The organism is Phreatobacter stygius, assembly GCF_005144885.1.
In the GTDB taxonomy this organism is placed as follows: Bacteria; Pseudomonadota; Alphaproteobacteria; order Rhizobiales; family Phreatobacteraceae; genus Phreatobacter; species Phreatobacter stygius.
On record NZ_CP039690.1, the window covers coordinates 3,079,980 to 3,102,195 of the forward strand.

23 protein-coding genes and 1 pseudogene are annotated in these 22,216 nt (G+C 67.4%); 10 read left to right on the top strand and 14 right to left on the bottom strand.

Features of this window, described 5'->3' with window-relative positions; translation table 11 throughout:
- The first annotated feature begins 7 nt into the window (after positions 1-7).
- Positions 8-886, top strand: coding sequence for an amidohydrolase family protein (locus E8M01_RS14330; RefSeq protein WP_246088734.1), 879 nt, complete (start codon positions 8-10; stop codon positions 884-886).
- Between the two features lie 44 nt (positions 887-930).
- Positions 931-1,935: a Bug family tripartite tricarboxylate transporter substrate binding protein gene (locus E8M01_RS14335; protein WP_136960732.1), complete on the top strand. Its 1,005-nt coding sequence runs from the start codon at positions 931-933 to the stop codon at positions 1,933-1,935.
- Between the two features lie 40 nt (positions 1,936-1,975).
- Here E8M01_RS14335 and E8M01_RS14340 read toward each other — a convergent pair whose 3' ends face one another.
- The 4 genes from E8M01_RS14340 to E8M01_RS14355 form a co-directional block, all read right to left on the bottom strand.
- Positions 1,976-3,175 carry an IS4 family transposase gene (locus E8M01_RS14340; RefSeq protein WP_136958680.1) on the bottom strand — a complete coding sequence of 400 codons (1,200 nt, stop codon included), beginning with the start codon at positions 3,173-3,175 and terminating at the stop codon, positions 1,976-1,978.
- A 257-nt stretch (positions 3,176-3,432) separates the two neighbouring features.
- Positions 3,433-4,131, bottom strand: coding sequence for a 4-carboxy-4-hydroxy-2-oxoadipate aldolase/oxaloacetate decarboxylase (locus tag E8M01_RS14345; RefSeq protein ID WP_136960733.1), 699 nt, complete (start codon positions 4,129-4,131; stop codon positions 3,433-3,435).
- Positions 4,128-4,850, bottom strand: coding sequence for a PIG-L deacetylase family protein (locus tag E8M01_RS14350; protein WP_136960734.1), 723 nt, complete (start codon positions 4,848-4,850; stop codon positions 4,128-4,130). The genes E8M01_RS14345 and E8M01_RS14350 overlap by 4 nt, the downstream gene beginning before the upstream one ends.
- A 34-nt stretch (positions 4,851-4,884) precedes the next feature.
- Positions 4,885-6,000: a 4-oxalomesaconate tautomerase gene (locus tag E8M01_RS14355; RefSeq protein ID WP_136960735.1), complete on the bottom strand. Its 1,116-nt coding sequence runs from the start codon at positions 5,998-6,000 to the stop codon at positions 4,885-4,887.
- Between the two features lie 329 nt (positions 6,001-6,329).
- Between E8M01_RS14355 and E8M01_RS14360 the strand changes: the two genes are divergently transcribed.
- Both E8M01_RS14360 and E8M01_RS14365 read left to right on the top strand, forming a co-directional pair.
- The gene (locus E8M01_RS14360; RefSeq protein ID WP_136960736.1) at positions 6,330-7,430 is read left to right on the top strand and encodes an LLM class flavin-dependent oxidoreductase; all 1,101 of its coding nucleotides are present in this window, start codon (positions 6,330-6,332) and stop codon (positions 7,428-7,430) included.
- A gap of 129 nt (positions 7,431-7,559) precedes the next feature.
- The gene (locus tag E8M01_RS14365; RefSeq protein WP_136960737.1) at positions 7,560-8,081 is read left to right on the top strand and encodes a flavin reductase family protein; all 522 of its coding nucleotides are present in this window, start codon (positions 7,560-7,562) and stop codon (positions 8,079-8,081) included.
- Between the two features lie 101 nt (positions 8,082-8,182).
- Here the strand turns inward: E8M01_RS14365 and E8M01_RS14370 are convergent, their stop codons facing one another.
- Positions 8,183-10,093, bottom strand: coding sequence for a sigma-54-dependent Fis family transcriptional regulator (locus E8M01_RS14370; RefSeq protein WP_136960738.1), 1,911 nt, complete (start codon positions 10,091-10,093; stop codon positions 8,183-8,185).
- Positions 10,094-11,044: 951 nt separating this feature from the next.
- Here E8M01_RS14370 and E8M01_RS14375 point away from each other — a divergent pair.
- The gene (locus E8M01_RS14375; protein WP_211596725.1) at positions 11,045-11,302 is read left to right on the top strand and encodes a BrnT family toxin; all 258 of its coding nucleotides are present in this window, start codon (positions 11,045-11,047) and stop codon (positions 11,300-11,302) included.
- The gene (locus tag E8M01_RS14380) at positions 11,289-11,582 is read left to right on the top strand and encodes a BrnA antitoxin family protein (RefSeq protein ID WP_136960740.1); all 294 of its coding nucleotides are present in this window, start codon (positions 11,289-11,291) and stop codon (positions 11,580-11,582) included. Before E8M01_RS14375 ends, E8M01_RS14380 begins: the two co-directional genes overlap by 14 nt.
- A 43-nt stretch (positions 11,583-11,625) precedes the next feature.
- Here E8M01_RS14380 and E8M01_RS14385 read toward each other — a convergent pair whose 3' ends face one another.
- Both E8M01_RS14385 and E8M01_RS14390 read right to left on the bottom strand, forming a co-directional pair.
- Positions 11,626-11,847: a hypothetical protein gene (locus E8M01_RS14385; protein ID WP_136960741.1), complete on the bottom strand. Its 222-nt coding sequence runs from the start codon at positions 11,845-11,847 to the stop codon at positions 11,626-11,628.
- Positions 11,844-12,059, bottom strand: coding sequence for a hypothetical protein (locus E8M01_RS14390; protein ID WP_136960742.1), 216 nt, complete (start codon positions 12,057-12,059; stop codon positions 11,844-11,846). The genes E8M01_RS14385 and E8M01_RS14390 overlap by 4 nt, the downstream gene beginning before the upstream one ends.
- A 96-nt stretch (positions 12,060-12,155) precedes the next feature.
- Between E8M01_RS14390 and E8M01_RS14395 the strand changes: the two genes are divergently transcribed.
- Positions 12,156-12,407, top strand: coding sequence for a hypothetical protein (locus E8M01_RS14395; protein ID WP_136960743.1), 252 nt, complete (start codon positions 12,156-12,158; stop codon positions 12,405-12,407).
- Positions 12,408-12,470: 63 nt separating this feature from the next.
- On the opposite strand, the gene E8M01_RS14400 is transcribed toward E8M01_RS14395, so the two are convergent.
- The 7 genes and pseudogenes from E8M01_RS14400 to E8M01_RS14430 form a co-directional block, all read right to left on the bottom strand.
- Positions 12,471-13,232, bottom strand: a complete 762-nt coding sequence (locus tag E8M01_RS14400; RefSeq protein ID WP_136960744.1) for an IclR family transcriptional regulator — start codon at positions 13,230-13,232, stop codon at positions 12,471-12,473.
- Positions 13,233-13,287: 55 nt separating this feature from the next.
- A pseudogene (locus tag E8M01_RS14405) lies at positions 13,288-14,150 on the bottom strand (HpcH/HpaI aldolase/citrate lyase family protein).
- Entirely contained in the window at positions 14,150-14,608 is a 459-nt protein-coding gene (locus E8M01_RS14410; protein WP_136960745.1) for a MaoC family dehydratase, read from the bottom strand. Before E8M01_RS14410 ends, E8M01_RS14405 begins: the two are co-directional and overlap by 1 nt.
- 11 nt (positions 14,609-14,619) lie before the next feature.
- Positions 14,620-15,837, bottom strand: a complete 1,218-nt coding sequence (locus E8M01_RS14415; RefSeq protein ID WP_136960746.1) for a CaiB/BaiF CoA transferase family protein — start codon at positions 15,835-15,837, stop codon at positions 14,620-14,622.
- Positions 15,830-17,092: an acetyl-CoA hydrolase/transferase family protein gene (locus E8M01_RS14420; RefSeq protein ID WP_246088735.1), complete on the bottom strand. Its 1,263-nt coding sequence runs from the start codon at positions 17,090-17,092 to the stop codon at positions 15,830-15,832. The genes E8M01_RS14415 and E8M01_RS14420 overlap by 8 nt, the downstream gene beginning before the upstream one ends.
- Before the next feature lie 16 nt (positions 17,093-17,108).
- On the bottom strand, positions 17,109-18,275 hold the full coding sequence (locus tag E8M01_RS14425) for an acyl-CoA dehydrogenase family protein (RefSeq protein WP_136960747.1): 1,167 nt from the start codon (positions 18,273-18,275) through the stop codon (positions 17,109-17,111).
- A 15-nt stretch (positions 18,276-18,290) separates the two neighbouring features.
- Positions 18,291-19,511 (bottom strand): CaiB/BaiF CoA transferase family protein, encoded by a 1,221-nt coding sequence (locus E8M01_RS14430; RefSeq protein ID WP_136960748.1) that lies wholly within the window; start codon positions 19,509-19,511, stop codon positions 18,291-18,293.
- 78 nt (positions 19,512-19,589) lie between these two features.
- On the opposite strand from E8M01_RS14430, the gene E8M01_RS14435 reads away from it, so the two are divergent.
- The 3 genes from E8M01_RS14435 to E8M01_RS14445 all read left to right on the top strand — a co-directional run bounded on the left by E8M01_RS14435 (position 19,590) and on the right by E8M01_RS14445 (position 22,195).
- Entirely contained in the window at positions 19,590-19,808 is a 219-nt protein-coding gene (locus E8M01_RS14435) for a hypothetical protein (protein WP_136960749.1), read from the top strand.
- A gap of 109 nt (positions 19,809-19,917) precedes the next feature.
- A complete protein-coding gene (locus E8M01_RS14440; RefSeq protein WP_136960750.1) occupies positions 19,918-21,399 on the top strand; it encodes an aldehyde dehydrogenase in 1,482 nt (493 codons plus the stop codon).
- Between the two features lie 16 nt (positions 21,400-21,415).
- Positions 21,416-22,195, top strand: a complete 780-nt coding sequence (locus tag E8M01_RS14445; RefSeq protein ID WP_215908889.1) for an SDR family NAD(P)-dependent oxidoreductase — start codon at positions 21,416-21,418, stop codon at positions 22,193-22,195.
- The last annotated feature ends 21 nt before the right edge of the window (positions 22,196-22,216 follow it).

Here is a 22,216-nt window from a genome sequence, read left to right on the forward strand (position 1 = left end):
AACCACGATGAGCCAGCCCGAACCGACCATTCTCGCGCCGGATCCGGACACCCGCACGCCGGCCTTCAGCTTGCCGCCCGGCACCTGCGACAGCCATTGCCACATCTTCGGGCCGCATGCGCGCTACCCCTATGCACCCGGCCGCTCCTATACGCCGCATGACGCGCCGCTTGCTGCCTTCCGCGCCCTGCACGGCAAGCTCGGCGTCGCGCGCGCGGTCATCGTCAACGCCACCTGCCACGGCCGCGACAACAGCGTGGTGACCGATGCCATTGCCGAAAGCGGCGGGCGTTATCTCGGCGTCGCCAATATCGACGAGAGCTTCACCGATCGCGAACTGGAGCGGCTGACCGAACAGGGCATTCGTGGCTGCCGCTTCACCTTCGTTCGCCGGCTCGGCGCGGTGCCGGATCTCGCTGCCTTCCAGCGCATCGTCCAGCGCATCAGGCCGCTCGGCTGGCATGTCGACCTCTATTTCGAGGCGCAGGACGTGCCGGATTTCGTGCCCATGCTGCGCGCCCTGCCGGTCCCTCATGTGATCGATCATATGGGCGGGGTCCGGGCCGGCGCGAGCCACGACGCGGCCGCCTTCGCGGCGCTGGTCGAGCTCCTGAAAACCGACGAGCAGTGCTGGATGAAGGTCACCGGCCCCGAGCGCATCAGCGCCGCCGGCCCGCCTTTCCGGGACGTCGTGCCCTTTGCCCGGGCCTTGATCGCGGCCGCCCCCGACCGCGTGCTCTGGGGCACCGACTGGCCGCATCCGAACGTCAAGCTGATGCCCAATGACGGCGATCTCGTCGACATCGTGCCCCATTACACGACCGATCCGGCGCTGCAGCAGGCCCTGCTCGTCGACAATCCCGCGCGGCTCTACCGCTTCGCCTGATGCCCATGGCCTGATGCCCGCCGAGACGGGCTGGAGAACCGACGATGGCTCATCTCACCTCTCTCACCTCGCGCCGACAGGTGCTCGCCGGCCTCGGCGCCGCGGCGGCCGTGCCGCTGGCCGCGCCGGCGCTCGCCCAGGGCGGCTTTCCGAACCGGCCGATCCGCATCTTCGTGCCCTTTGCCGCCGGCGGTATCGCCGATATCACCACCCGCATCGTCGGCGAGAAGCTGACCGGCCTGATCGGCCAGCAGCTCACCATCATGAACCAGCCGGGCCCGGGCGGCATGTCGGCGGCGCGCCAGGTACTGACCGCCGATGCCGACGGCTATACCCTGGCGCTGCTCACCAACGGCACCGCGGTGAGCGCCGCGCTCTACACCAATCTGCAGTTCGATCCGGTCAACGACTTCGTGCCGGTGTCGACGCTCGGCCTGTTCGATTTCGTCTTCGCCACCAGCGCCACCGCGCCACGCCAGACGCTCAAAGAGGTGCTCGACTACGGCAAGGCCAATCCGGGCAAGCTTAATGTCGGCACCATTCTCTACGGCTCGACCCAGCACCTCTCGGCGGCGCTGTTCAAGTCGGCCACCGGCATCGATTTCACCCATGTGCCCTACCGGTCGACCCCCGACCTGACCAATGGCGCGATCCGCGGCGATGTCGACCTTGCCATCGACAGCTATGCGTCGCTCGGCGGCAGCATCACCGGCAACCAGCTCAAGGCCCTTGCCGTGTCGGGCGCCCGGCGGTCGGCCGCGTTGCCCGACGTGCCGACGGCGGCCGAGGCCGGCGTCGCCGACTATGACGTGACCTCCTGGAATGCCGTCTTCGCGCCCAAGGGCACGCCCGCCGGGATCGTCGCCCTGCTCAACCAGCGCCTGCGCGAGGCGGTGAACGAGCCGAGCGTCAAGGCGCGTTTCCTCGAGCTCGGCATCGAGGCCGCCGGCAGCTCTGCCGAAGAGCTCGGCGCCAAGCTCAAGAGCGATATCGCCAAATGGACCGCTGTGATCGACAAGGCCGGCCTGCAGCGCCAGTCGTTCCGCTGAGGGGATGGATAGGTAACCCTCTCCCAATGGGCTACTAGATTCACACATCTTTTGCCTGGGCGAGAGCGTCCCATCCCTGCTTGGCATCGTAGAAGGATAGCCAGCCCTGTAGCATGACCATCGGGCCAGGCTTGCCGTAATATCCGGTCCAGCCACCGAGCCTTGCGCAAACCCAGGCGGCAAAGGCGAGCGAGCCCTTGGGGTGTGGATTCTTCTGCCGCTGGGTCTTGCCCTCCAGCTTGGCCGAGAGCGCCTCGAGCAAGGGCTGATCTTCCGGCTGGAAGGCATCGGTGAGCGGCCTGAGCGGGGTCTGAGGCGATGCGCCGTCACGAGCATGGACGAGTTGCTGGACGCTGACCGCGGCCACCAGCGCTGCCATGACCAGCTTGAGACGGGGCACATCCTCGGCGATGCGCAGGCCTTCGATGTCGTAGCCCTGGGTCTTCAGGGTGCGGAACAACTGCTCGATGGCCCAACGACGCCGGTAGAGCTCGGCCACCGCCAGGGCTTCGGTGATGTCGCGGACCGCGCGCGAGATCAAGAGCCGCCAGTGAACCGCCGGCTCGCCCGCCGGTGGATCGACTTCGCGGATATCGACCAGCGTCATGCCGACGCTCGCCGGCAGGGCCTCAAGTCCTGGTGTGCCGGCCTTGGGACGTGCCAATTGCGCCGCCATGAAGCGGACCGCCAGTCGCGCCTGGCGCGCCTTGCGGCCGGGCTTGGCCGGCAGGTCCAGCAGGGTCCGGCCGGCCTCAGGCAAGGCATCCACGGTGGCAAACAGCAGACCGCCATCGCCGAGGCTGCGATCTTGGGCCGCCCTGACCAGAAGCTCGATGTCCTTCGGGCGTCGTGCAAAGGCCTCGAAGATATCGCCCTCGCGATCGGCGATCACCGTCACGCTACGAGCCAGCGCCCCGATCCTGGCCGCGTCTTCGCCCCCTTCCAGCCAGCGCCGGCTCTCTTTCGCCGCCAATGGGCGGGATTTCCGCTCCCCACGCAAGCCTTTGTCGCGGCTCATGAATTGAGCATGCGCCAACCCCAGGATGGCGCCGTCCTCGGCATCCACCGCGATCATCGCATGCAACATAAGCCCACCGCCGCCGCTCGACTTGATGCTGGTGGTGTCCTGGATCGCCAGCACCGGCCGGCCGATACACCGTTCCGCCGTGCGCTCTTGCGCCGTCGCCGCCATCTCTTCGACCGTCACCGCCGGATTGCGCAGCAAACGGGTCAGGCGCATCTCGCCTCGCCGGTTGCCGCCCAGCGGCCGAATCCGAATGCCACGACCACCCCACTCGACCAGCCGGCGGTGCAAAAAGACCCCCCTTTTTCCAGCCGGCGGTCGCCAAACCGCCCCAGCCCATGCTCCTGCATCTGCTTCCTCCCGCTAGCTGCGGATCAAGGAATCAGAGCCGCATCCTCCTCGCAACCCACGATGTGTGAATGTCGTAGCCCAATGGGAGAGAGTTGATTCGTCGTTGTTTTTCTAAGTGCTGATCACCCCTCCAGCTCATCCAGGCTGTCGACATAACGCAGGCCCGCCTTGGCCAGCGGCTCGCGCATCTTGTAGAGGTCGAGCCCGAGCTCACCGGAGGCCAACCGGCGCCGCTTGTCCTCTTCGTTGGCCAGCCGGGCATCGGCGGCATCAGCGATTTTGCCGGCTATCTTGTGCGGCACCACCACCACGCCGTCGTCATCGGCAACGATGACGTCGCCGGGATTGACGGCAGCGCCGGCGCAGACCACCGGCACGTTCACCGAGCCGATCGTCGCCTTCACCGTGCCTTTGGCCGAGACCGCCCGCGACCAGGCAGGAAAGCCCATCTCCTGCAGGGTTGCGACGTCGCGCACGCCGGCGTCGATGACCAGGCCGAGGACGCCGCGGGCCTTCAGCGAGGTCGCAAGCAGGTCGCCGAACATGCCATCGGTCGAATCGGTGGTCATGCCGACCACCAGCACGTCGCCTGGCCGGCACTGCTCGACGGCGACATGGATCATCCAGTTGTCGCCGGGCTGGCCGAGCACGGTGACGGCATTGCCGGCGATCGCGGCGCCCGGCCAGACCGGCCGCATATAGGGTTTCATCAGGCCGAGCCGGCCCATGGCCTCGTGCACGGTGGAGACGCCGGCCTTGGCCAGCCGCTCGGCGATGGCGCGCTCGACGCGCGGAATGTTGCGGACGACGACGCCGATCATGCCAGTTCCTCCAGGGCCTCGGGGAACAGCCGCTGATAGGCCTCGCCATAGGTCATCGGCTTGCCGCTGTTGCGGCCGCCCTGGACACCCCGGTTGAGCGCCACGCGGGTGTAATAGTCCCAGAGGTGCTTCTGCGCGGCGAGGATCTCGAAGGCCTGGCGCTTCTGCTCCCAGACCGCGTCGATATTGAGGATCAGGTTCGGCTTGTAATTGCACTGTTCGGGCTGGTGCGGCTCGAACAGGAACACCGGCGGCGCCGCATAGACCCGGTCGGGATCCGGCTTGTGGCCGGCCGATTGCGCCACGATGCGCGCCTCCTGGGCGAGGTGGGCTGCCACCGGATGATCGAAATTATAGGGGTCTTCCAGCGCATGGGTCAGCACGAAGGCCGGCTTCTCCTCGCGGTAGATGTCGATCAGCCGGTCGAGAATCGCCTCGCTCGGCCGCAGCGGATAATCGCCGGCGTCGAAGAACTCGATCTCGGCGCCGAGCAGGGCTGCCGCCGCCTCGGCCTCGGCGCGCCGTCCGGCCTTGACCTCCGCCATGCCGACGCCGGCCTTCTTCCAGGCCCATTGGCTCTCGCCGCGCTCGCCATAACTCAGGCAGGCGATCTTCATCCGATAGCCTTTCTTGGCATGCAGTGCGATGGCGCCGCCGGCGCGCCAGACGAAATCGCCGGGATGGGCGGTGACGACGAGACCGCTCTTCTGTGTGGACATGGGTGAAACCTCGTGGACGATCGGACAGGCCGGCCTATTCGGCGGCCCGGGGGAACAGGGTGGCGCCCTCGATGCGCGCATCGGCGCGGGCGTAGACCGTGCCGTCGAACAGCGCGCGCGCGGTGCGCAACAGCCCGGCGCGCGTGACGACCGGGGCTTGCGGGCTGCCGCCGACCTCGAGCCGGACAGTGAACTCGCCGGTCGGGTGCTCGACCGAAATGAATTTGGTCGCGCCTTCGGGAAGCCGCGCCACCTTGGCCGCGGGCGAGCCCGGCAGCACGCAGGCGGTCGCCACCGACACGGCGGCGAAGACGCCGATCGCGGCATGGCATTCATGCGGAATGAAGCTGCGGGTCGAAACGTGGCCGCCGGCGGCGGGCGGCGCCACCAGGCAGATCTTCGGCACGTTCTTGTTCGCCGCATCGGCGATGTTCATCAGAGGCGATGCGGCGAGCCGGATCTCTTCCAGCCGCGCCTTCAGGTCCACATCCTTGTTCAACTGGTCATGGGGTTCGTAGCCGGTCCGGCCGACGGCTGAGGCCGCCAGCACGATGACCGGCATGCCATTGTCGATCAGCGTGACCTCGACGCCGGCGACCTGGTCGACCGCCCGGCCGGTCGGCAGCAGGGCGCCGCAGACGGAGCCCGCCGCGTCGAGAAAATCGATGGCGACGGGGGCCGCCGTGCCCGGCACACCGTCGATACGGGCATCGCCCGCGTAGTTCACCCGGCCGCCGGGGGTTTCGATCAGCAGTTCGGCAATGGTGCCGGTATTGATCGTCCGCACCTTCACCCGGGTCACCGGGTCGCCGGCCTGGATCAGCCCGCGCTCGATGGCGAAGGGCGCGACGCCGGCCAGGATATTGCCGCAGTTCTGGTTGGTGTCGACCCGCGGCCTGTCGACCAGAATCTGGGCGAACAGGAAGTCGATATCGCAACCGGCTTCGGTCGATCGCGACACGATGGCGACCTTGCTGGTCAGCGGATGGGCGCCGCCGATGCCGTCGATCTGGCGCGGGTCGGGCGAGCCCATCACGGCGAGCAGCAGCGCATCGCGTCGGGCCGTGTCCGCCGGCAGGTCGGAAGCCAGGAAATAGGCCCCCTTGGACGTGCCGCCGCGCATCATCATGCATCGAAGGGCTGTCTGCATCGGATCGCATCTCATTGGAATGTGGTCACGATGGCGCGCCGCCACTGATGAAGCAAATGATCTGTTCTCCGCGATCGATGAAGCAGATTGATCAAAGCGGAGCGCTGGCCGCGCGGCGCTTGGCGCCCGTCTCAAAGCTGAGACGGGCCGTCGCAGCCTTGCGAGCGGCATGGGCCGGGCAGCGCTCGTCGCACGATGGCATCCCTTTGATATGGAAGAATTTTCCGGGAATCCGTGCCGCCGGTCCCGCGCTGGCATGGCGGTTGCTGACCCAAGCCGATGCAGGGCGCGCAGACGCCTTCGACGCCACGATCAAGAAGGGAAACACCATGGATATCGGCTATTTCACCATGCCGTCCCACCCGCCGGAGAGAGGCCTGAAGGACGGCCACGACTGGGACCTGCAGGTCCTGCGCTGGTGCGACGAACTCGGTTACCAGGAAGCCTGGGTCGGCGAACACCATACCGCCCCCTGGGAGCCGCATCCGGCGCCGGATCTCCTGCTCGCCCAGGCCTTCCTGCAGACCAAGACTATTAGGCTCGGCCCGGGCGGCTTCCTCTTGCCCTATCACCACCCCGCCGAGCTCGCCAACCGTGTCGCCATGCTGGATCACCTGTCCGAAGGCCGGCTGAATTTCGGCGTGGCGGCGAGCGGCCTGCCGAGCGACTGGGCCATGTTCAACGTCGACGGCATGTCCGGCCAGAACCGCGACATGACCCGCGAGGCGCTGGAGATCATCCTGCGGCTCTGGACCGAGGATGCACCCTTCACCCATCAGGGCAAGTTCTGGACGGTGTCGAAACCCGACGTGATGTTCGACTTCCTGAAACCCCATATCAAGCCGATCCAGAGCCCGCATCCGCCGATCGCGGTGGCGGGGTTGAGCAAGGGCTCCGACACGCTGAAGCTCGCCGGGGAGCGCGGTTTCATCCCGATGAGCCTCAATCTCAACCCGGCCTATGTCTCCAGCCACTGGGAATCGGTCGAGATCGGCGCCGCCCGCACCGGCCGCACCCCCAACCGGCAGGACTGGCGCATGGTGCGCGAGGTCTTTGTCGCTGAGACCGACGAGGAGGCCTGGAAACTCTCGGTCGGCGGCATGATGGGCCGCATGATGAGCGAATATTTCCTGCAGCTGCTCGCGCATTTCGGCTTCAAGGACTATCTCAAGCACGCTCCCGACGTGCCCGACAGCGACGTCACCGTCGACTATTGCGCACGGCACAACTGGATCGTCGGTTCGCCGGCCACCGTCGCCGAGAAGATCGAGACGATCTACAACCAGGTTGGCGGCTTCGGCACGCTGCTGGTCTTCGGTTTCGACTACAAGGACAATCCCGAGGTCTGGCACAATTCCCTCAGGCTGCTGGCGAAAGAGGTCATGCCGCGGCTGAAGCATCTGACACCGGCCATGGTTCGCGCCGCCTGAGACAAGCGACGGGGCGGCCGTGCCGCTCCGTTTCTCGAGACAGCCGGCCGGTCGGCCAGACGGGTGCGCGGGACATGTCCCGCGCCGCCGCGAAGCCGCTCGCCGCAAGCCCAAGAGGATCCGGCCATCATGGACGCTCAGACCTACAAACAGGCCATGCGCCACTGCGCCGGCGCGGTGGCGCTGGTGACGGTCGGCCGCGAGGCTGGCCGGCGCACCGGCCTGACCGTCACCGCGGTCTGTTCGCTGTCGGACGATCCGCCCTCGCTCATCGTCTGCGTCAATCGCAATGCCAGCGCCCATCCGCGCATTCGCGAGGAGGGCTGTTTCGTGGTCAATTTCCTCGGCGAGGAACATGCGCCGCTGGCGCTGACCTTCGCCGGCCGGAAGGGGGTCAATGGCGACGCACGTTTCGCGCTCGGCGACTGGGCGGTGCGCGCTACCGGAACGCCTGTTCTCGCCGATGCGATCGTCGCTTTCGACTGCGACCTGCGCGAGGAGTTCGAGACCAAGACCCATTCGGTCTTTGTCGGCGAGGTTCGCGCGGTGCACCTGCGCGACGCCCACCTGGGTGATGGCCATGTCCCGGCCGAGGCGCGGCCTCTGGTCTATGTCCGCGGCGGCTTCCACGGCCTCTGCGCCATTGCCTGAGCGCTGCGGCTCAACTTGGCGCATCATGGCTTCTTGGTGAAACATCCTGCACAAAGCTTTGTGCAAGACCATACAATCTTTTCAGCTCCAGATGATCAACTCTAAAGCCCAGGCGTTATACCCCTCAGTCGCTTGAGCTTGCGGTAGAGCGTCGCCCGGCTGATGCCGAGCGCGCCGGCCGCCTCCGGCACACGGCCGGCATGGCTGCGCAGCACGTCGTCGATCACGGTGCGCTCGGCGGCGGCAAGGCTCGGCGTACCACCGCCATGGCCGAGCGCCGGCAGGTCGAGATCGTCAGCCGCGATCACACCGGCTTCGGCGGTGCAGGCGGCGAGCCTCAGGACATGGCGCAACTGGCGGATATTGCCGGGCCAGCCATAACCGAGCAGCGCTGCCCGGGCGGCCGGCGAGATCAGGGCCTCGGGTGCTTCCTCACGCGCCACGGCGTCGATCAGCGCGGCTTTGTCGGTCCGCTCGCGCAAGGCCGGCAGGTCGACTTGCAAGCCGCGCAGCCGGTAATAGAGGTCGGCGCGGAACCGGCCGTCGCGCGTAAGCTCCGCGAGATCCTGGTGGCTTGCGCTGATCAGGCGGAAATCGACCGGCACCGGCCGGCCGGCGCCGAGCGGCAGCACCTCGCGGTTCTCCAGCACCCTCAAGAGCCGGGTCTGCAGCGCCAGCGGCATGTCGCCGATCTCGTCGAGGAACAGGGTGCCCTTGTCGGCCTGGACGATCAGCCCCTTCGATCCCTCGCGGCGCGCGCCGGTGAAGGCGCCGGCTTCGTAACCGAACAATTCGCTGTCGATCAGGCTCTCCGGCATGGCCGCGCAATTCAGCGCGACATAGGGGCGCCCCGCCCGGCTGCCGGCGGCGTGCAGGGTGCGGGCGAACAGGTCTTTGCCCGTCCCGGTCTCGCCGTGCAGCAGCACCGGCAGGTCATGGTCGGCAAGCGCGATCAGCCGCCGGACATCCCTTGCGAGCGCGGCATGGCCGCCGGCAAGACGCATCAGCGCGGCCTGGCCGTCCTGGGGCGGCCGGGCCGGGCGATGCCGGATCGTGGTCGCGGACCGGCGTTGCGCCGCCGGCTGGCTGATCCGGGCATGGCCGAGCCTGGTGCCGTCGCGCCGGCGCATGCCGATCGGCGTCTCGGGCGCCGCCCGTTCGAAACCCTTGTCGATGACAACGACGTCCGACAGCCGGGTGCCGGCCTGGATCGCGGCATCCGACAGGCCGAGGCCGAGCCTTGCCGCGCGGCTGGCGCCAATGATCTTCTGGTCGTCGTCGAAGGCCAGGAAACCGCCGACATTGAAACCGCCGACATTCTGGCCGCCGCCATCCTCGCCGCCACCATTGAGCGAAGCGATCCAGGCCGTGCCGAAATGCGCGCGGAAAATCCGTTCCTCGATGCGCCGGGCGGCTTCCACTGTCACCGCCAGCGCCAGGTCGTTGGCCGGCCGCGCCAGCTCGGTCCGGCACGAGGTGATGTTGAGCGCGCCGGCGAGCCGGCCGGCATGGTCGAAGACCGGCGCCACCTTGCAGCTCATCGTCGCCCAATGTTCGCGGAAATGATCGGCCCGATGCACCGAGATCGGCCGCTCTTCGGCAAGGCAGGTGCCAACCCCGTTGGTGCCCTCGATCGCCTCGGCGAAAATCGAGCCGGTATAGAGTTTCCACTGGCGGAACAGGGCTTCGTCGGCCGGCGGAATCCGGCTGGCGATCATCACCGCATTGGTATCGGTGAAATTGACGCAATAGCCGCCGTCGCGCACCAGCCGGTAGAGCGTCTCGATTTCCGGCATGGCCAGATGGATCAGGCCGTCCATTGGCTGGATGAAATCTTTCAGCTCCGCCTGGGTCAGGGTGCGCGGCGGGCCGTCCCTGGCGGGATCGAGCTTATGCTCGACCAGGCAGCGGCGCCAGGAACTGGCGATGCGCGGCTCCGCGCCGACGCTCGGCAGGGTCTGGAGCGTCGACAGAACCCGTTCGGCATGGTGCGTCGTCTTCAGGCTGGCCATGCTTGGTCTCCCTGCCGGCATCCCGGTGCTTTTTTGTTTTGTGTCGTCCTGGTCCCGGCCGGCCGTCGCGCGCGCGGCCACGGGCGGGTGCCGTGGCGCCGGCCTGTCGTGCCGGCGGGCGAAGGGCGTGGCGGGTTGCGGCCTTAGCCATGCGGCGAACCGAAGCGGGGGTATCGTGCCGGCGTCGAGGCGATCATGAAGGCCCTCTCATCGTGACGAGACGAAACGCGACATGTCCTGCTTGCACGGCGGCAGGGCCTGGCCCGCCAACCCCTTGGCGCCCCGGTCCGGGCCTGCCGATACCGATGGCCGGCCCGGCTGCGCGGCCAGTTTCGCACCGGGTCGTCATATGTCAATTCGGTTGCAGGCGCGGGCGCCGCCGCCATCTGTCCCGGCCACGCTCCGGTGGCCCTGCCACGGCTGGTTGCGGCGCTCGCCGCCTGCCTCTTGCAGGTGCTTGCGGCCGGGCCGCCCGCGGCGAAGGATGGCCTGGACGTCTTGCAGTGCCTGCCTTGAATGACCTCCAGACCTGGCCCGTCCCGCAAGGGGCGGGCCTTTTATCGCGGCCTCCAAGATACGACCGGAAACAAAATTCCGCGCCCGGAGGGAGTTCCGCCGCGTCGGCGTCTGATCGAAAATGGCGGTGTCGCCGAGGCCGCCCACACGCCCGGCCGGAGCGGCACGGCCGCCGGGCGATCCCCGGCGGCCATCCCGCCGGCCGAAGCGCATAGCCCGCGCCGGCTGAACGGCGTTGCATCCGCCTCACCGGCCTGGCTGATCCGGCCCCTAACTCCAGGTCGTTCTTGCGGGTGACCCTGAGGCCGATGCGCGAGGTGATCCGCCGCGTCGGGCGCGCGGCAAGCGGGTTCTTGCGTTTCGCAGCTTCGGAAACATCCTATTTGCAGCGACAAAAATATTGACCGCAAGACAAATCGTAGCTACAAAAAGATCGTGAAAATCACCTGGGATGAACCCAAGCGCCTCGCCAACCTTGCCAAGCACGGCATGGATTTCAGGGTGCTGGACGGTGATTTTTTCCTGAGGTCCGCGATCGTGCCGGCCAAAGCCGGCCGGTCCATGGCGATCGGTCGCCTCGACGACGGCACGATCGTGGTGGTTTTCTCTCGCCTGGGCACTGAAGGCATTTCGGTCATCAGCATGCGTCCGGCGAGCGCGAGCGAGCGGAGGTTTCTCTATGACGAAGGGTAAGGCCTTCAAGCCTGGACAGGGCTATTCGCAACAGGACTGGGACGAGGTCTCGGACAGCCCGGAGCTCACCGAGGCGGAGATCAGGGCGGCGCGACCATTTGCCGAAGCATTTCCGGATCTGGCCGAAAGCGTGCGGCGCACGCGCGGCCCACAGAAGGCGCCGGTCAAGCGGCTGGTTTCGTTGCGATTGAGCCAGGATGTGATCGACCGTTTCAAGGCTGCCGGGCCGGGCTGGCAATCGCGCATCGATGACGCCTTGCGCAAGGCGGCGGGGCTCTAGGGCCTGACCGCTGCCGCAGTGCTGGCCCCGGTGCCCCGTCGCCTCACCGGTCGGGCTGATCCGGCCCCCATTCCTGGTAGTTCTTGCGAATGACCCTGAGGCCGATGCGCAAGGTGATCCGCCGCGTCGGGCGCGCGGCGACCGCCGCCTCATAGGCGCCGAAACCGATCGGCAGCAGGCTGACCCGGGCCAGCACCTTGCGGATTTGGTCTTTCTCGTCCCATTCCTCGACGGCATAAGCGAGGTCTTCCACGGGCTTGCTCATTGCCGACCTTTCACCAGGTTCAGATGGCGCCGGACGAAGCCGTGGGACACGAGCCTGTCGGCATCCGCGGCCAGCGTCGCGATGTCGCGCAGCAGCGCACGCACGGTTTCCCGTGCGTCGCCGCCGAATTCGGCGATCGCCGCGTCGATCTCACCCTCGGTCGGGCCGTCATCGATCTTGCGCAAGGCTTCGCCGTCTGGCTCGGGGGCCATGATCGAGATCCACAATTTGACTCTGCTGTTCTTGTTATGTTCTTATTTTGTGGCGGGACGCAAGCCCCGTTTTGTGTCGGTCCCCGGGAGGTGATCATGGCCAGGACCACCTATTACGTGATGCAACCCTTCAGGCTCGTCGACGGCGAGGTCGTGCCCGGCGAACCGGTCGAGAAGCGCAGCGCCGAATCCGCCCGCACCGCCGCGCGCCTCGCCGGCGCCGACGAGAACGGCGGCGCCATCGCATTCGCGCGATCGGGCGATCCCGAGCTCGGTGATTTCGAGGAGGCCGAGATCCTGGCCCGGTTCGGCATCGTGCCCGACGAATTCGTCATGGCGCAGGGCTGAGGCGGGAGGGGGGCTTAGCATGCGTGCCTGATCAGGCCGGAATGCCGGAGCGTCGCCGCCGCCTCACTCGGCTGCCGGCGCCTCGCTCAATTCGAGCAGGTCGCTGAACCGGCGCACCGCGCGCTGCAGCGCTGCCGCGGTCTCCGGAATGCGGTCGCGGCAGCGGAACATGGGTCCGGCCACCACCAGCGACAGGCGGCGCGACTGGATCGGCAGCGGCAGGGCCACGCCAACCAGGTCCGGGCTGAAATCGGCGAGGCTTTGGTGCCAGCCGCGTTCGGCCGAGCGGCGCAGTTCCGCCTCCACCGCTTCCATGCTGGTGGGGGTGGTCTCCGAATATTGCTGGAAGCTGATCTTGCGGTAGAGCGCATAACGCTCGTCGCGTGAATATTGCGCCAGGATGGCCCGGCCGGTCGAGCTGGCATGGATCGGCAGCTTGTGGCCGACCTGGGCGAAATAGCGGATCGGCGAATTCGATTCGACCACATGGATGAACAGGGCCGAGGTGCCGGCGGGCGCGCCGATCGCCGTGGTCTCGCCGGTCTCTTCGGCAATTTCGGCAACCAGCGAATAGGCTGCCTCGGGCAGCGGCTCGGCGTCGGCGATGGTCTGGACCAGCGACAGCCAGCGTGGGCTCGGATAATAGCCGCCGCGCGTGCGCGGCTCGTAGAGAAAGCCTTTGTCGGCCAGCGTGCCGAGCAGGTTGAATGCGCTGGAGCGCGGCCAGCCGAGTTCGTCGGCGACCTCCGACAAGGTCGCCGGCCGCCGGCGCTTGGCGAAATATTCGAGAATCTCCAATACGTTCGCCGCCTGCTTTACCAGCATTGTCCGTCCAGGTCCGTTCCCAGCGCCGCCGTCATCGGGTCGTCGTCTTGCCTGCTCATGGCTGTGGCCGCGCGTAGCTGAGAACCCGCTCGGCCGCACGCAGATGTGGCTTGTCGATCATCTTGCCGTCGAGCTTCACTACCCCCACGCTTGGCCCCTTGGCAAATGCCGCGACGATGCGTTCGGCCCAGGCGAGTTCGGAGGCTCCCGGCGTGAAGGCCGCATGAACCGCGTCGATATGTTTGGGGTGGATCACCGCCTTGGCGAGGAAGCCGTCGCGGCGCGCGGCGCGCGCCTCCGTCGCCAGGCTTTCGACGTCGTCGATGTCGGTGCAAACCGTGTCGATCGGGATGACGCCGGCGGCTGCCGCCGCCATCAGGCAGAGGTTGCGCGCCAGCTGATAGGGGCCATGGTAAAATCCGGCGCCGCCGTTCTCGGTGGCGCCGATCGAGGCCGCCAGGTCCTCCGCCCCCACATCAGGCCGGCCAGCCTTGGGCCGCAATCGCGGTAGGAGCCGAGCGCGAAGATCGAGGCCGCGGTCTCGGTGACGATGGCGATGATCTTGGTCGTTCCGGGCGCGATGCCATGGGCCGCCTCGAACGCGTCGAGATAAAACGACAGCCGGCGGATATCGTCGCCGGAAGCGCATTTCGGCAGCACGATGCCGTCGGGCCCGGCCGGCATCACCGCCGCAAGGTCGGCCAGCGCCAGGCCGGTGTCGAGCGCATTGATCCTGACGAACAGCTTTTGCGTGCCGGCCCGCGCGCCGAGCATGGCGCAGGTCGCGGTCCGCGCCTCAGCCTTGGCCTCCGGACCGACCGAATCCTCGAGGTCGAGAATCAGCGCGTCGGCGGCGGTTTGCCTGGCCCGCTCGAATTTGCGGGCGCTGTCGCCGGGAACGAAGAGCAGCGAGCGCATCAGGCGGCGGCCTGCTTGCGATGCATCATCGCCTGCCGCCGGCAGGAGGCGACGACGTCGCCGTGCTGGTTGGTGCAGCTATGCTCCAATTCGACGATGCCGACCCCCGGGCGCGACTTGCTGAGCCGCTTCGAGACGACCTTGGTATGGGCCTTCAGGGTGTCGCCATGGAACACCGGTTTCGGGAAGACCACGTCGGTCATGCCGAGATTGGCCACCGTCGTGCCCAGCGTCGTGTCGTAGACGGTCATGCCGATCATGATGCCGAGCGTGTAGAGCGAGTTGAAAATGCGCTGGCCGAATTCGGTGTTGGCCGAAAAATGCGCATCGATATGCAGCGGCTGCGGGTTCATCGTCATCAGGCTGAACATGGTGTTGTCCATCTCGGTGACGGTGCGGGTCAGCACGTGGTCGAAGGTCGCGCCTTCCTGGAATTCTTCGTAATACAGGCCGGGCATGTCGGGTCTCCTCAAGGATGGGGTTGGCCGGGCTTCGGCCCGGTGTCGCGGATCGTGCCGGCGGCTTCCAGCGCGGCGATCCGTTCAGGCGGGATGCCCCAATGCGCCAGCGCCGCCCGGCTGCTCGCCCCGAGCGCTTCCGGCGGTGCGGGCAGGTCCGGCGGGGTCCGGCTGAAGCGTGGCGCCGGCGCCGGCTGGGTGATGCCGTCGATCGCGACGAAGGTGCCGCGCTCGCGCATATGCGGATGGGCGGCGGCTTCCGGCAGCGACAGGACCGGAGCGAAACAGGCGTCGGTGCCTTCGAGCAGGGCCTGCCATTCAGCCCGCGTCCGGCGCCGGAAATGCGCCGCCAGGATGTCCCGCGCCGCCGGCCAGTTGGCCGGTTCCGCGACATCCGGAAAGGCGTCGGCGTCGAGGCCGAGCAGGGTGATCAACTGGCTGCGGAATTTCGCTTCGATCGGCGCGATGCTGATCCATTCGCCGTCGGCGCATCGGTAGACGTCGTAATGCGGCGCGCCGGAATCGAGCAGGTTCGTGCCGCGCGGGCCATTGTGCAGGCCGGCCGCTTGGAGCCCGCAGAGGCTGGTCAGCAAGGTCGCGGTGCCATCGACCATGGCGGCATCGACCACCTGGCCGAGGCCGGAGGTGCGGGCTTCAAGAACGGCGGCCAGCAGCCCGAAGGCCATCAGCATGGCGCCGCCGCCGAAATCGCCGATCAGGTTCAGAGGCGGCGTCGGCGGCGCATCCCGCCGCCCGATGGCGCCGAGCGCGCCGGCCAGCGCGATATAGTTCAGGTCGTGCCCGGCGGCTTGCGCCAGCGGCCCGGTCTGGCCCCAGCCGGTCAGCCGGCCGAACACCAGCCGCGGGTTCCTGGCAAGGCAGATCTCCGGCCCGAGCCCCAGCCGTTCCATCGTGCCGGGCCGGAAGCCCTCGATGAGCGCGTCGGCCCCGGCCACCAGGTCGAGCACGCAGGCGATCCCCTCCGGCCGCTTCAGGTCGACCGCCACCGACGGGCGGCCGCGATTGGTCAGGTCGAACCGCGCCGGCCTTTCGATGCCGTTGCCGCTCGGCGCCAGCCGGTCGATCCGGACGATATCGGCGCCGAGATCGGCCAGCAGCATGGCGCACATCGGGGTTGGCCCAATGCCGGCGAGCTCGACCACCCGCACGCCGCTCAACGGTCCGTGCCGCCGGCTGGCGGCGGCTGTCGTCTGTATCGGTTCAGGCATCGTACGAGCCCTCCCCGGCCTGGCGGGCGAGATCGTCGCGGAAGCGCGGGTCGGCAATGGCGATCAGCCGTTCGGCGCGGGCATGCAGCGGCACGTTGCGCAGGTCCGCGACGCCATGCTCGGTCACCACGACATCGACGTCGCTATGGGCGAGCGTCACCCGCTGGGTCCGGTGGACGATGCGGCTCGCCGCGCCGTTGCGGGCGGTCGCTGGCAGGGCAATGATCGCCCGGCCGCCGCGGGCCGCGACGCCGCCGCGGGCGAAATCGACCAGGCCGCCGACGCCGCCGACCGCTGCCCCGCCGGCCATTTCGGAATTCACCTGGCCGGTCAGGTCGACTTCGATTGCCGAATTGATCGACAAGAAATTGTCCTGGCGGCTGAGCACCTCGATGCCATGGGTATGGGCCGCCGGCAGCACGGCGATCTCGGGGTTCAGATGCAGATGGCGGTTCAGCCGGTGCGTGCCGCACACCGTATTGGTGACCGTCACCCCCGGGTCGACCGATTTATAGGCATTGGTGATGACGCCTTGTTCGATCAGGTCGAGCACCCGGTCGGTGATCACGCCGGAATGAAACCCGAGGTCGCGATGGCCCTCGAGCCCGCTCAGAATGGCATCGGGGATGGAGCCGATGCCGATCTGCAGGGTCGAACGGTCGGCGATCAGACCCGCGACATGGCCGGCAATGCTTTGCTCGACTGCGCCGATGCGGCCCGGCTGCAGCTCGATCGGCGCCCGGCGCGCCGCGATCACCGCGGTGATCGTGGTGTCCGTGGGCAGGAAAGCCCCGGTCGTCACCGGCACGTCGGCATGAACCTCGACCAGCACCGCGCGGGCATGGCGCGCGGCGAGCGCGGCATAGTCGTTGGCAAGGCCGAGGTTGAAGCCGCCGGAGCTCGCGGCAACCTGCAGCAGCACGACATCGGCGCGGATCTCGCCGGTCGCGAAGGCCGCGTTCAACGCGCCGTAGTGGCGCGGCAGGATGGCCAGGCGCCCGGCCTTGGCCAGGCGCGGATTGGTGCCGGTCGCGCCATAGCTGAGGAAGCTCAGCGCCGGCGCGCGGTCCGGCGCGAACGTGTTCGAGAACGTCGTGCCGAGGAACACTTCGAGCCGGCCGATCCGGTCCGCCTGGTCGACCAGCGCCTCGGTGAGCGTGGTCGGTTCCGCGGTCAATTGACCGCAGACGACCCGGTCGCCCGGCTGGATGAACGCGGCCAGATCGAGATCGTCGGGATTGATCTGTCGAACCAAGGATTTGTCCTGATCGTCAATAAGACTTGGGCAGGCCGAGAACCTTCTCGGCGATGAAGCTCAGCACCAGTTGCGGGCTGATCGGCGCGATGCGCGGGATCATGACCTCGCGCAGATAGCGCTCGACATGAAACTCCTTGGCATAACCGAAACCGCCATGGGTCATGATGGCCTGCTGGCAAGCGTCGAAACCGGCTTCGCCGGCGAGATATTTCGCGGCATTGGCGGAGGCGCCGCACGGCCGGCCGGTGTCATATTCCCAGGCCGCCTTCATGATCATCAGGCGGGCCGCCTCCAGGTCCATCCAGTTCTTGGCGAGCGGATGCTGGATCGCCTGGTTCTGACCGATCGGCCGGTTGAAGACGATGCGCTCCTTGGCGTAAGCCGTGGCCCGCGCCAGGGCGAGCCGGCCGAGCCCGACCGCTTCCGCCGCGATCAGGACGCGCTCCGGGTTCATGCCGTGCAGGATATATTCGAACCCGCGGCCTTCCTCGCCGATGCGGTCTTCGACCGGCACCTCCAGCCCCTCGATGAACAATTCGTTCGAATCGACGGCCTTGCGGCCCATCTTCTCGATCTCGTGCACCTTGATCTTCGAGCGGTCGAAGGTGGTGCAGAACAGCGACAGGCCGAAGGTCGGTTTGGTCACCTCCTCAAGTGGTGTGGTGCGGGCGAGCAGCAGCATCCGGTCGGCGACCTGGGCGGTCGAGATCCACACCTTCTGACCATCGACGATATAGCGGTCGCCCTTGCGCACGGCGCGGGTCTTGAGCTGGGTGGTGTTGAGCCCGGTATTCGGCTCGGTCACCGCGAAACAGGTCTTCTCCTTGCCCTGGACCATGGGCGGCAGGATGCGCCGCTTCTGTTCGGCGGTGCCGAAAACCACCACCGGATTGAGCCCGAAGACGTTGATATGCACGGCCGACGCCCCGGACATGCCGGCGCCCGACTCGGCAATGGCCTGCATCATGACCGCGGCTTCGGTGATGCCGAGGCCGGAGCCGCCATACTCCTCGGGAATGCAGATGCCGAGCCAGCCGTCGGCGGCGAGCGCTGAAAACAGCGCGTCGGGAAAGCCGCCATGCTTGTCCAGGTTGAGCCAGTAGTCGTCGCCGAACCGGGCGCAGATGCCGGCGACCGCTTCGCGGATCGCCTCCTGCTCGGGGGTGAGGGCGAAATCCATTTCAGAACGTCTCCGTCAAGGCTTTGAAGGGGCAACCGGCGCCGGAACCGAGACGACACCAGTATCGATCAATCGTTGGATGGTGGCCGGGTCGAAACCGGCGGCCGCCAGGATCTCGACACCCTGCTCGCCCTTGCGTGGCGCCAGATTGCCGATTTCGGCCGGGGTCTCGGACCAGGTGGTGGCCATGCGCATGGTGCGCATGCGGCCTTCGGTCGGGTGGTCGACCATCTGGAAAAAGTCGGTCGCGACCAGATGTGGATCATCGAGCACGCTTTCCACGTCATGCATGGGCATGGCCGGGACATCGGCCTGTTCGAGCAGGGCCAGCCATTCGGCGGTGGTTTTCGTCTCGAACAGTTCGGCCAGCGCGCCATAGACGAAGTCGATATTGGCGGAGCGGTTGGCAAAGCTTGCGAAGCGCGGATCACGTTCCGGCAGGTCGGAACGCCCGACGGCTGAGAGAAAGCTCGTCCACTGCTTGTCATTATAGACCAGGGCGCAGACATGACCGTCGCTGGTCTTGTAGGGCCGGCGCTCGGGCGACAATTGCCGGGCATAGCCGCCGCGGTCGAGCGGCGGATCGAAGCTCAGCCCGCTGAGATGGTCGCCGAGCACGAAACCGACCATGGTCTCGAACATCGGCACATCCAGCCTCTGGCCGCGCCCGGTGCGCTCGCGATGCACCAGGGTGGCGCAGATGGCGCCGACCGCGGTCAGGCCGACCACGCGGTCGGCGACCGCTGTCGGCACGTAGCGCGGTATGCCGTCGCCGGACCTGGCGATCAGCGCCGACATGGTCGAACCGCCCTGGATCAGGTCGTCGTAAGCCGGCTTGGCGGCATAGGGCCCGTCCTGGCCGAAGCCGAAGACGCCGGCATAGATGATGCGCGGGTTGATCGCTGCGATGGTCTCGTAGTCGAGGCCGAGCCGTGCCATCGCCTGGGGCCGCACGTTGTAGACCAGCACGTCGGCGTCGGCGGCCAGCCGCTTCAGCGCGTCGCGTCCATCGGGATGTTTCAGGTCCAGGCAGATGCTGCGCTTGTTGCGGTTGGCATTGAGATAGATGGCGCCCATGCCGTCATGGCGGAACGGCCCGATCTGACGGGTCAGGTCGCCCTCGGGCGCTTCGACCTTGATCACGTCGGCGCCCATGTCCGCCAGCATCTGCGTGGCGTAGGGGCCCATCAGGACCGAGGTCATGTCGATGATCTTGATCCCTGCGATCGGACCCATGGGTGCTGTACCTGCGATGCGTGGCGGTCGGCCGATATTCGGCGCCGGCCCTCCGATGGTCGAGCCATAAATCAGTTCATGATCATGGACAAGATATTTTCTAATTTGAATTCCTCGGTCAAACGGCTGTGCTTCTCCGTCTCGCCACGCGAAATTTTTGACCTGGTGCAGCGCAAAATTGCGCTGCTGCGCTGCAAAAGTAGCGCCGAAATTCAAGCTATGCCAGAGAAAACTCAGCAAAATGAAGCGATTATGAGCTCTTGCTCGTGGTCGCCGTCGTCATGGCGGGCCAGTTGACAGCAAAGTTCGCGAGTGAGTATCAATAATTCGCACACGTGAATTTTGCGCTGGCCGCGCACACCGCCGATCCACGGCCGGTGTGTCGGTGCGCGGCGCGCGAGGGCAGATGTTGGAACGCAATCGCTACGAACGGCTTTTCATTGGCGGCGAATGGGTCGCGCCGCTCGACGGCGCGATCGTCGAGACCACCGATCCGGCCACCGGTCAGCCCTGGGCGACCGTCGCCTTTGGCGGGCCTGGGGATATCGACCGGGCGGTCGCGGCCGCCCGCGAGGCTTTCGAAGGTCCCTGGCGCCGCATGCCGGGCTGGGAACGCGCCGTGCTGCTGCGCCGCTTCGCCGATCTCTATGAGCGGCGCGCCGGCGACATGGCGGTTCTGGAATCGCGCGACACCGGTCGCCCGATCCGCGAGACGCGCCCGGATCTCGGTGCGCACCATCGCTGGTATCACTGGTTCGCGTCGCTGGCCGACAAGCTCGACGGTCGCACCATTCCGATCGATCCTTCGGTCCACGCCTATACCGAGCGGCGTCCGGTCGGCGTGGTCGGCGCCATCACGCCCTGGAACGCACCGATGCTGACGACCGCCTGGAAGGTCGGGCCGGCGCTCGCGGCGGGCTGCACCGTGGTGCTGAAGCCGGCCGAGCAGACCCCGGTGACCGCCTTCGAGCTTGCCCGCATTGTCGAGGAGGCGGGGCTACCGCCGGGCGTCCTGAATGTCGTGCCGGGCCTTGGTCATTCCACCGGCGCGCATCTGGTCGCCCATCCCGGCGTCGACAAGATCGCCTTTACCGGCGAGGGCCGCACCGCCCAGGAGATCCTGCGCAGCGGTGCCGCGACGCTGAAGCGCTTCTCGTTCGAGCTCGGCGGAAAATCGCCCCACATCATCTTCGAGGATGCCGATTTCGATCAGGCGATGAACGCCGCCACCTCGTCAGCCTGGGTCGTCTGCGGCCAGAGCTGCGCACTCGGCTCGCGCGTGCTGGTGCAGCGCTCGATCTATGACCGCGTGGTCGAAGCGTTCCAGCGCCGCGCGGCGCGGGTCCGGGTCGGCATGCCCTTGGATGAAGCGACCCATATGGGCCCCCAGGCCCATGCCGAGCAGCTCGACAAGACGCTGTCTTATATCGCGATTGGCCAGGCCGAGGGCGCGACGCTCGCCGCCGGCGGCAGGCGGCTCGACCAGGGCCAACTGGCGGGCGGCTATTTCGTCGAGCCGACGGTCTTTGCCGGTGTCGACAACCGGATGCGGATCGCGCGCGAGGAGATCTTCGGGCCGGTCGCCTCGCTCATCCCCTTCGCCGACGAGGACGAGGCGGTGAGCATTGCCAACGACACCCGCTACGGCCTCACCGCCGGCCTGTGGACGCGCGACACCGGCCGCGCGCATCGCGTCGCCGGCCGCATCGATGCCGGCATGGTCTGGGTCAACACCTATCGCTACATCCGCTGGTCGACCCCCTATGGCGGCGTCAAGGCCAGCGGCTGGGGCCGCGAGAACGGCGTCGAGGCCCTCGACAACTATCTCGATACGCGAACCACCATCGTCAGCACGTCGGGCCAGTTCCCCGACATCTACGCTCAGTGATCATCAAGCGAAGGACATGAAGCTCATGCGTCTTGCGGGCAAACTCGCGGTCGTCACGGCCGCCGCGTCGGGAATGGGTCGGGCCGGTGTCGAGCTGTTTCTGAGGGAAGGCGCCAAGGTCGCCGCCGTCGACATCGATGCCCAGGCGCTCGACCGTCTCGCGAGCGAGATGAAGGCCAAGGGCAGCCCGATCGAGACGGTCCAGGCCGACCTGTCGCAGCCCGAAGGGGCCCGGCAGTCGATCAACGATGCCGCGGCCAGGCTCGGCGGCATCGACGTGTTGTGGGCCCATGCCGGCATTCCAGGACCGGCCGGCGTCGAGAACCTCGACTTCGCGCAATACGAAAAAGCGATGGCGCTGAACGTCACCTCGGCCGTGCTCGCCGCCGGTGAGGTGGTCGCCCATATGCGCAAGCGCGGCGGCGGCTCGCTGATCTTCACCGCCTCGGTCTCCGGCCTGGTCGGCTCGATGTTCAGCCCGGTCTATTCGGCCGGCAAGTTCGCCATTGTCGGCCTGACCAAGTCGCTCGCCCAGCGCTTCGCCGCCGACGGCGTGCGCGTCAACGTCGTCTGCCCCGGCCTGACCGACACGCCGATGAAGCTCGGTTTCACCGGCCGCTCGGGCGATCCGGTGGAAGCCGCGACAAACCAGGAGCGCCTGCTGGCCCTGGTGCCGATGGGCCGGCTTTGCCAGGCCGAGGAGGTTGCCCATGCCGTGCTCTGGCTCGCCTCCGACGACGCCTCTTTCGTGACCGGCGTCGCGCTGCCGGTCGACGGCGGGTTCACCGCACGCTGATCCGACAAGCGGCCCGCAAGA

Coding starts and splice junctions, on each gene's coding strand:
- E8M01_RS14390 (WP_136960742.1), bottom strand. CDS start 12,059: ATGGCCCCCGAGCCAGACGGCGAAGCCTTGCGCAAGATCGATGACGGC.
- E8M01_RS14380 (WP_136960740.1), top strand. CDS start 11,289: ATGACGAAGGGTAAGGCCTTCAAGCCTGGACAGGGCTATTCGCAACAG.
- E8M01_RS14435 (WP_136960749.1), top strand. CDS start 19,590: ATGATCATGGACAAGATATTTTCTAATTTGAATTCCTCGGTCAAACGG.
- E8M01_RS14410 (WP_136960745.1), bottom strand. CDS start 14,608: ATGCCCGGCCTGTATTACGAAGAATTCCAGGAAGGCGCGACCTTCGAC.
- E8M01_RS14345 (WP_136960733.1), bottom strand. CDS start 4,131: ATGATCGGCGTCGTCGTCCGCAACATTCCGCGCGTCGAGCGCGCCATC.
- E8M01_RS14415 (WP_136960746.1), bottom strand. CDS start 15,837: ATGCCTGAACCGATACAGACGACAGCCGCCGCCAGCCGGCGGCACGGA.
- E8M01_RS14365 (WP_136960737.1), top strand. CDS start 7,560: ATGGACGCTCAGACCTACAAACAGGCCATGCGCCACTGCGCCGGCGCG.
- E8M01_RS14400 (WP_136960744.1), bottom strand. CDS start 13,232: ATGCTGGTAAAGCAGGCGGCGAACGTATTGGAGATTCTCGAATATTTC.
- E8M01_RS14350 (WP_136960734.1), bottom strand. CDS start 4,850: ATGTCCACACAGAAGAGCGGTCTCGTCGTCACCGCCCATCCCGGCGAT.
- E8M01_RS14330 (WP_246088734.1), top strand. CDS start 8: ATGAGCCAGCCCGAACCGACCATTCTCGCGCCGGATCCGGACACCCGC.
- E8M01_RS14440 (WP_136960750.1), top strand. CDS start 19,918: ATGTTGGAACGCAATCGCTACGAACGGCTTTTCATTGGCGGCGAATGG.
- E8M01_RS14340 (WP_136958680.1), bottom strand. CDS start 3,175: ATGCGCCTGACCCGTTTGCTGCGCAATCCGGCGGTGACGGTCGAAGAG.
- E8M01_RS14335 (WP_136960732.1), top strand. CDS start 931: ATGGCTCATCTCACCTCTCTCACCTCGCGCCGACAGGTGCTCGCCGGC.
- E8M01_RS14360 (WP_136960736.1), top strand. CDS start 6,330: ATGGATATCGGCTATTTCACCATGCCGTCCCACCCGCCGGAGAGAGGC.
- E8M01_RS14445 (WP_215908889.1), top strand. CDS start 21,416: ATGAAGCTCATGCGTCTTGCGGGCAAACTCGCGGTCGTCACGGCCGCC.
- E8M01_RS14355 (WP_136960735.1), bottom strand. CDS start 6,000: ATGCAGACAGCCCTTCGATGCATGATGATGCGCGGCGGCACGTCCAAG.
- E8M01_RS14395 (WP_136960743.1), top strand. CDS start 12,156: ATGGCCAGGACCACCTATTACGTGATGCAACCCTTCAGGCTCGTCGAC.
- E8M01_RS14430 (WP_136960748.1), bottom strand. CDS start 19,511: ATGGGTCCGATCGCAGGGATCAAGATCATCGACATGACCTCGGTCCTG.
- E8M01_RS14370 (WP_136960738.1), bottom strand. CDS start 10,093: ATGGCCAGCCTGAAGACGACGCACCATGCCGAACGGGTTCTGTCGACG.
- E8M01_RS14385 (WP_136960741.1), bottom strand. CDS start 11,847: ATGAGCAAGCCCGTGGAAGACCTCGCTTATGCCGTCGAGGAATGGGAC.
- E8M01_RS14425 (WP_136960747.1), bottom strand. CDS start 18,275: ATGGATTTCGCCCTCACCCCCGAGCAGGAGGCGATCCGCGAAGCGGTC.